We start from the raw sequence: 6,335 nt of genomic DNA on the forward strand, positions 1-6,335 counted from the left end.
GTGCCGTGGAGCACCGGGGGCCGGCCGTCGTGCCGAGCGCGTACGTCAGACGGCCAGGATGGCCTTCTCCTCGGCGAAGTGGCACGCGGAGCTGTGCGCGGCCAGGGTGTCCTGGCCCTTGAAGCGCTCCGGGATCGCCAGCAGCGGCTCCTCGGTGGAGCACTTGTCCTGGGCCTTCCAGCAGCGGGTGCGGAAGCGGCAGCCCGACGGCGGGTTGGCCGGGGACGGCACGTCGCCGGTCAGGATGATCCGCTCGCGGCCCTCGCGGGCGGCCGGGTCGGGGACCGGGACCGCCGAGAGCAGCGCCTGCGTGTACGGGTGCGTCGGGTGCTCGTAGATCTCGGCGTCGGAGCCGATCTCGGCCATCTTGCCGAGGTACATGACGCCCACGCGGTCCGAGATGTGCCGGACGATCGACAGGTCGTGCGCGATGAAGAGGTAGGACAGGTTGAACTCGTCCTGGAGCTTCTCCATCAGGTTGATGACCTGCGCCTGCACCGACACGTCGAGCGCGGAGACCGGCTCGTCGCAGATGATGATCTCGGGCTGGAGGGCCAGGCCGCGGGCGATGCCGATGCGCTGGCGCTGACCGCCGGAGAACTGGTGCGGGTAGCGGTTGATGTACTCCGGGTTCAGGCCCACGACGTCCAGGAGTTCCTGGACCTTGCGGCGCCGGTCGCCCTTGGGAGCCACCTCGGGGTGGATCTCGAAGGGCTCCCCGATGATGTCGCCGACCGTCATGCGCGGGTTCAGCGAGGTGTACGGGTCCTGGAACACCATCTGGATGTTGCGGCGTACGGCCTTGAGGGCCTTGCCGGACAGCCGGCTGATGTCCTCGCCCTTGTAGAGGACCTCGCCCGCGGTGGCGCGCTCGAGGTTCATCAGGAGCTTGGCGACCGTGGACTTGCCACAGCCGGACTCGCCGACGATGCCGAGGGTCTCGCCCTGGTAGAGGTCGAAGGATATTCCGTCGACCGCCTTGACCGCGCCGACCTGCTTCTTGAACAGGATGCCCTGGGTCAGCGGGAAGTGCTTGACCAGGTTACGGACCTGGAGGATCGGCTCGCGCTCGGTGGCGTTCTTGGTGAGCTCAGCCATGGATCTGCTCCTTCCAGAAGTGGCACGCGCTGCCGCGGCCCGGCAGTTCGGTGCCGTCCTGCTCGGTGACCGGGTGCAGTACCGGGATCTCCGTACGGCAGATGTCCTGCGCCTTGGGGCAGCGGGGGCTGAAGGCGCAGCCCGCGGGGATGCGGAGCAGGTTGGGCGGCAGGCCCTTGATCGCGTAGAGCTCCTGGCCCTTCTGGTCCAGGCGCGGGATCGAGTCGAGCAGGCCACGGGTGTACGGGTGGGACGGGCGCTTGTAGATCTCGTGGACCGGAGCGGTCTCGACGATCCGGCCCGCGTACATGACCGCGATCTTGTCCGCGACGTCGGCGACGACGCCGAGGTCGTGGGTGATCAGGATCAGGCCCATGTTCATCTCGCGCTGGAGCTCCGCGAGCAGGTCCATGACCTGGGCCTGGACCGTCACGTCGAGCGCCGTGGTGGGCTCGTCGGCGATGATCAGGTCCGGCTCCAGGGCCAGCGCCATGGCGATCATGATGCGCTGGCGCATACCGCCGGAGAACTGGTGCGGGTAGTCGCCCACGCGCGCCTTGGCGGCGGGGATCTTCACACGGTCCATGAGCTCGATGGCCTTGGCCTTCGAGTCCTTCTTGGACATGCCGCGGTGCACCCGGAACATCTCGCCGAGCTGGTCGCCCACCGAGTAGACCGGGTTCAGGGAGGACAGCGCGTCCTGGAAGATCATCGCCATCTTGTTGCCGCGGAGCTTGCGGCGCTCCTCGTCGGACATCTTGAGGATGTCCTTGCCGTGGAAGCGCACCTCGCCGCCGGCGATCCGTCCGGGCGGGCTGTCGAGAATGCCCATGATCGCCTGAGCGGTGACGGACTTGCCGGAGCCGGACTCGCCGAGCACGGCGAGGGTCTCGCCGGAGCTGACGCTGTAGCTCACGCCGTTGACGGCCTTGGCGACCCCGTCACGGGTCTTGAACTCGACCTGGAGGTTGTCCACCTCCAGCAACGGCACGGCGGACCCGCCGCCCGTCTCCGCAACGCTGAGAATCTCCGACGTCGTCACGCCGCCACCTTCGTCCTGCTTGCTGATGTTGTCTCGGGGCATCGGGCGGCCCTACCGGAGCTTCGGGTCGAGCGCGTCACGCAGGCCGTCGCCGACGAAGGCGAAGCCGAGCACGGTGACGACGACGAACAGGCTGGGGAACACCCAGAGGTGGTCCTCGACGCCGATGAAGGCCTGGCCGGCGGCCAGCATGTTGCCCCACTCCGGGACGTCGACGGGAACGCCGGCGCCGAGGAAGGAGAGCGCCGCCACGCCGATGATCGTGGTGCCGACGTTGAACGTCGCGTAGACCAGCACGGCGGTCAGCGAGTTGGGCAGGATGTGCGTGCGGACGACCCGCCAGCCGCTGGCGCCGAGCGCCTTGGCCGCGTGGACGTAGTCCATCTCGCGCACCGACAGGATCGAGCTGCGCAGGAGCCTGGACACGGTGGCCCAGGAGAAGATCGCCAGCGAGATGATCACCGGGGTGATGCCGCGGCCGGTGACCAGGATGATGACGACGGCGCCGATCATCAGCGGGAACGCGAGGAAGACGTCCGCGATGCGCATGACCAGGGTGTCGGCGAAGCCGGCGAAGTAACCGGCGATGGCACCGAGGGCGACGCCGATCAGCACCGCGAAGAAGATCGAGGCGAGGCCGACGAACATGGCGACGCGGGTGCCGGCTATGAGGCGCGAGAACATGTCGCGGCCCAGGGCGTCGGTACCCATCCAGTGGGTGCCGTTGGGGCCGGCGAGCGTGTTCTCCAGGTCCTGCGCCGACGGGTCGAACGGCGCGAGCATGTCGCCGAAGATCGCGGTCAGGAACAGAACGCAGATGATGAAGAGGCCGACGACGGCCAGCTTGTTCTGGACGTAGCGGTGGCGGATCTCGCCCCACTGGCTCAGTTGCTTGGGTGCGGGTTCGGCCGGGGCCGAAGCGGACGACACGGGGTTCTCGTCCCCGATCGCCGGGCTCGTGGCGAGCTCAGACATGAGGAAATCCTCCTTGGGGGCGGTCAGCTGAGGCGGATACGCGGGTCGAGGGCCGCGTACAGCAGGTCCACGATGAGGCTGAGGACGACGAAGATGGCGACGCTGTACGTCACGACGCCGATCACGATCGGGTTGTTCTGCTGCTGAATCGCCTGAACCAGTGCCAGACCGACACCGTCCCAGTTGAAGATCGCCTCAGTGATGAGCGCACCACCGAGGAGTGCACCGAACGAAATGCCCAGGTAGGTCACCACGGGAATGGACGAGTTGCGCAGCACGTGCTTGAACAGCACGCGGCGGCGCGGAAGTCCCTTGGCCACGGCCGTCTTCACGTAGTCCGCGCGCAGCACCTCGAGCATCGTGCCGCGGGTGAGGCGGGCGACGAAGGCGATGTCGGTGATGGCGAGGGTGACTGCGGGAAGGACCATGCCGATGAGCTTGTCGCCGCCCAGCTGGGGGAACCACTGGAGTTCCACCGCGAAGTACTTCATGAGCAGCATGCCGATCACGAAGGTGGGGAAGCCGACTGCCATCGTCGTAAAAAATGTCGTGGCCATGTCGAGAATGCTGTATCTGTAGAGCGCGGCGATGATGCCCACGCCCATACCGAACACCGTGACGAGGCAGATGGCCAGCAGGGCCAGCTTCGCCGTGTTCTGAAGCTTGGGGGCGAGGATCTCGGAAACCTCGCGGCGCTGCACGAAGTCCTCGCCGAGGTCTCCGGTCGCAACCTTCGAGACGTAGTTCACATACTGCTCGGGCAGCGACTTGTCGAGCCCGTAACGCGCCTTGAGTTCCGCGACCACTGCGGGGTCACGTGCCTTGTCGCTGCCCGCGATCGAACCCACGGGATCACCGGGGAGTACGAACAGACACGCGAACAGAACCATGGTCGCGCCGATGAGGACTATGACCATCTGCCCGAGGCGACGGGCGACGTACCTTCCCATGTTTTGCCTCTCTACCTGGCCGCTTCTGGGAGCAGCGGCCTCCGACCCAAGGAACGGGTCGGCTCTCGGCCTGCGGGGATTGCCCGCGGATGTGAGGGGTGCCGAAGTAAAAACGGCCTGCCGAGCGGGGCCGCGGCCCACCGGTCACCGGGGGGCCGCGGCACGTTCGCTCCTGACGGATATACCGTCCGAACCGATTACTTCTTGAGCGAGATCTTCTCGAGGATCGGGTCCTCGTTGAAGTTGATGTCGTCCAGACCGTTGAACTTGTCGGTCGCCATCAGGCGGAACTGGGAACGGTTGAAGGTCGGGATGAGCGCCATGTCGTCCATGGCCATCTTCTCGGCCTGCTGGTACATCTTGATGCGAGCGGCCTCGTCCTTGGTGGCGCGGGCCGTGTCGATCAGCTTGTCGAACTCCGGGTTGTTGTAACGCGCACGGTTGTCACCGGTCACGTTGCCCTCAGCGTCCTTCGCCATGGAAGACGAGTGCAGGAGCGGGAAGAGGAAGTTCTCCGGGGTCGGGTAGTCCGCGCCCCACGCGAAGCGGTAGACACCGGTGGCCGCGGCACCCTGCTGCTCCTTGAGCATGCCCGGGAAGTCCTTGCCGTCCAGCTTGACCTTGACGCCGAGGACGTCCTCGATCTGCTTCGCGACGGCCTGGACCCACTCTTCGTGGCCCGCACCGGTGTTGAAGCTGAACTTGAGCTCGGAGCCCGGCTTCAGGCCCGCCTTCTCGGCGTGCTCCTTGGCCTTGGCGACGTCCTGCTTGACGCAGGAGACGCACAGGTCCTTCTGGTACGCCTTCGGGAACGCCGGCGGCACGATGGTGGTCGACGGGGTCTGGAAGCCCTGGAAGACACCCTTGGCGATGGCCTGACGGTCGATCGCGTAGGAGATCGCCAGACGCGCGTCCTTGGAGGCGGTCGGGCCGTTGTCACCGATCGGCAGAACGTAGTTCATGCCGTTCGTGTCCTTGGCGAACCACTTGTTCTGCGCCTTGAACTTGGCCTCGGCGACCTTGAGCATCGGCGTGGGGATGTGCGCGTAGTCGAACGTGCCGGCCTGGAAGCCGTCGTACTCGAGCTGGTGCGCGGTCTTGTCGTTGAGGAGCGTGACCTCGACGCGGTCCAGCGACGCCTTGGTCAGCGCGTAGCCGTCGTTGCGGACGAGGTTGATCGCCTTGTTGTGCTCCCAGGTGCCGTCCATCTTGAACGGACCGTTACCGATGGGGGCCTCGCCGAACGCCTTGTCCTCTTCGCCGACCTTGGCCGACTTCGGGACCGGGCTGTAGGCGTTGTGCGCCGTCTTCAGGACGAACTCGCAGTCCGCCTTGGACAGGTCCACCTTGATGGTGTTCGGGTCCGGGGTGGTGACACCCGCGAAGGTCTTGGCCGAGCCGTCCTGCAGCTCCGCGTAACCCTTGATGCCGGCGAAGTGGTACGCCACGTCGGACGCGGCGGCCTTGTGCGCGGCACGGGCCCAACCACGGGAGAACGCCTCGGCGTCCACGACCTCGCCGTTGGAGAACTTGGTGTCCGGCTTGATCTTGAAGGTCCAGGACGTGCAACCCTCGTCCGAGCTCGCCGACTCGGCGAGCGCCGGCTCGGCCAGGCCGTCCGGCGTGTTCGAGTACAGGCCGGTGAACAGGGCGTTGGCCAGCAGGATGCCCGTGGACTCGTGGGCGCGCCCCGGGTCGATGGTGTCCGGCTCGGTGCTGCCCAGCCGGAACGTGCCTCCGGCGGCAGAACTGCCCTTGTCCTTGCTGTCACCGCTGCCGCCACAGGCGGTAGCGGCCAGGGCGACGACAACCGCGCCCACGACCCACTTGGCGCTCTTGGCACCGCGCATGGGTTTCCTCCTCATGAGTCCACTGATCGACTTGAGGGGCAAAAAAACCTCGCCGACACCCCTGACGGCGAGCAATTTCCTGCCCATAGTGTGCTCGTGAGTCGGCGCGCTCCCCACAGCGCGTGACCCATTGACCCGAGCTCAATGGAGCCATCCTCAGGGACGGTCAGGCCGTAAACCACACTTAAGTGGTCTCGTTTTCACAACATCGATCCGCGTCAGAAACCCGAAATCCGGACAAACGGATAGGAGACAGACACGTGCGAAACGGACGGTTAGCTCATCTTCCGGAGTGTCACGGTCGGTATGCGGACACCTGAACGCAAAAATCCGCTTGACAGAAGCGAACAGCCCCTCCCGTCACGGAGTCCGTGACGGGAGGGGCTGCCGCATTTCCAGGGCGGTGCGCCACTACGGACG

5 protein-coding genes are annotated in these 6,335 nt (G+C 66.2%); all 5 read right to left on the reverse strand.

Features of this window, described 5'->3' with window-relative positions:
- Positions 1 to 45: 45 nt before the first annotated feature.
- A complete protein-coding gene (locus tag ACWGIF_RS37640) occupies positions 46 to 1,098 on the reverse strand; it encodes an ABC transporter ATP-binding protein (protein WP_326588190.1) in 1,053 nt (350 codons plus the stop codon).
- The gene (locus tag ACWGIF_RS37645; protein ID WP_453504336.1) at positions 1,091 to 2,182 is read right to left on the reverse strand and encodes an ABC transporter ATP-binding protein; all 1,092 of its coding nucleotides are present in this window, start codon (positions 2,180 to 2,182) and stop codon (positions 1,091 to 1,093) included. Before ACWGIF_RS37645 ends, ACWGIF_RS37640 begins: the two co-directional genes overlap by 8 nt.
- Before the next feature lie 9 nt (positions 2,183 to 2,191).
- Positions 2,192 to 3,115: an ABC transporter permease gene (locus ACWGIF_RS37650; RefSeq protein ID WP_453504338.1), complete on the reverse strand. Its 924-nt coding sequence runs from the start codon at positions 3,113 to 3,115 to the stop codon at positions 2,192 to 2,194.
- A 23-nt stretch (positions 3,116 to 3,138) separates the two neighbouring features.
- Positions 3,139 to 4,065: an ABC transporter permease gene (locus tag ACWGIF_RS37655; RefSeq protein WP_453504340.1), complete on the reverse strand. Its 927-nt coding sequence runs from the start codon at positions 4,063 to 4,065 to the stop codon at positions 3,139 to 3,141.
- Between the two features lie 197 nt (positions 4,066 to 4,262).
- The gene (locus ACWGIF_RS37660) at positions 4,263 to 5,915 is read right to left on the reverse strand and encodes a peptide ABC transporter substrate-binding protein (RefSeq protein ID WP_453504342.1); all 1,653 of its coding nucleotides are present in this window, start codon (positions 5,913 to 5,915) and stop codon (positions 4,263 to 4,265) included.
- Positions 5,916 to 6,335: the final 420 nt, after the last annotated feature.

This window comes from Streptomyces sp. NPDC054849, assembly GCF_053610945.1.

Coding starts and splice junctions, on each gene's coding strand:
- ACWGIF_RS37640 (WP_326588190.1), bottom strand. CDS start 1,098: ATGGCTGAGCTCACCAAGAACGCCACCGAGCGCGAGCCGATCCTCCAG.
- ACWGIF_RS37645 (WP_453504336.1), bottom strand. CDS start 2,182: ATGCCCCGAGACAACATCAGCAAGCAGGACGAAGGTGGCGGCGTGACG.
- ACWGIF_RS37650 (WP_453504338.1), bottom strand. CDS start 3,115: ATGTCTGAGCTCGCCACGAGCCCGGCGATCGGGGACGAGAACCCCGTG.
- ACWGIF_RS37655 (WP_453504340.1), bottom strand. CDS start 4,065: ATGGGAAGGTACGTCGCCCGTCGCCTCGGGCAGATGGTCATAGTCCTC.
- ACWGIF_RS37660 (WP_453504342.1), bottom strand. CDS start 5,915: ATGCGCGGTGCCAAGAGCGCCAAGTGGGTCGTGGGCGCGGTTGTCGTC.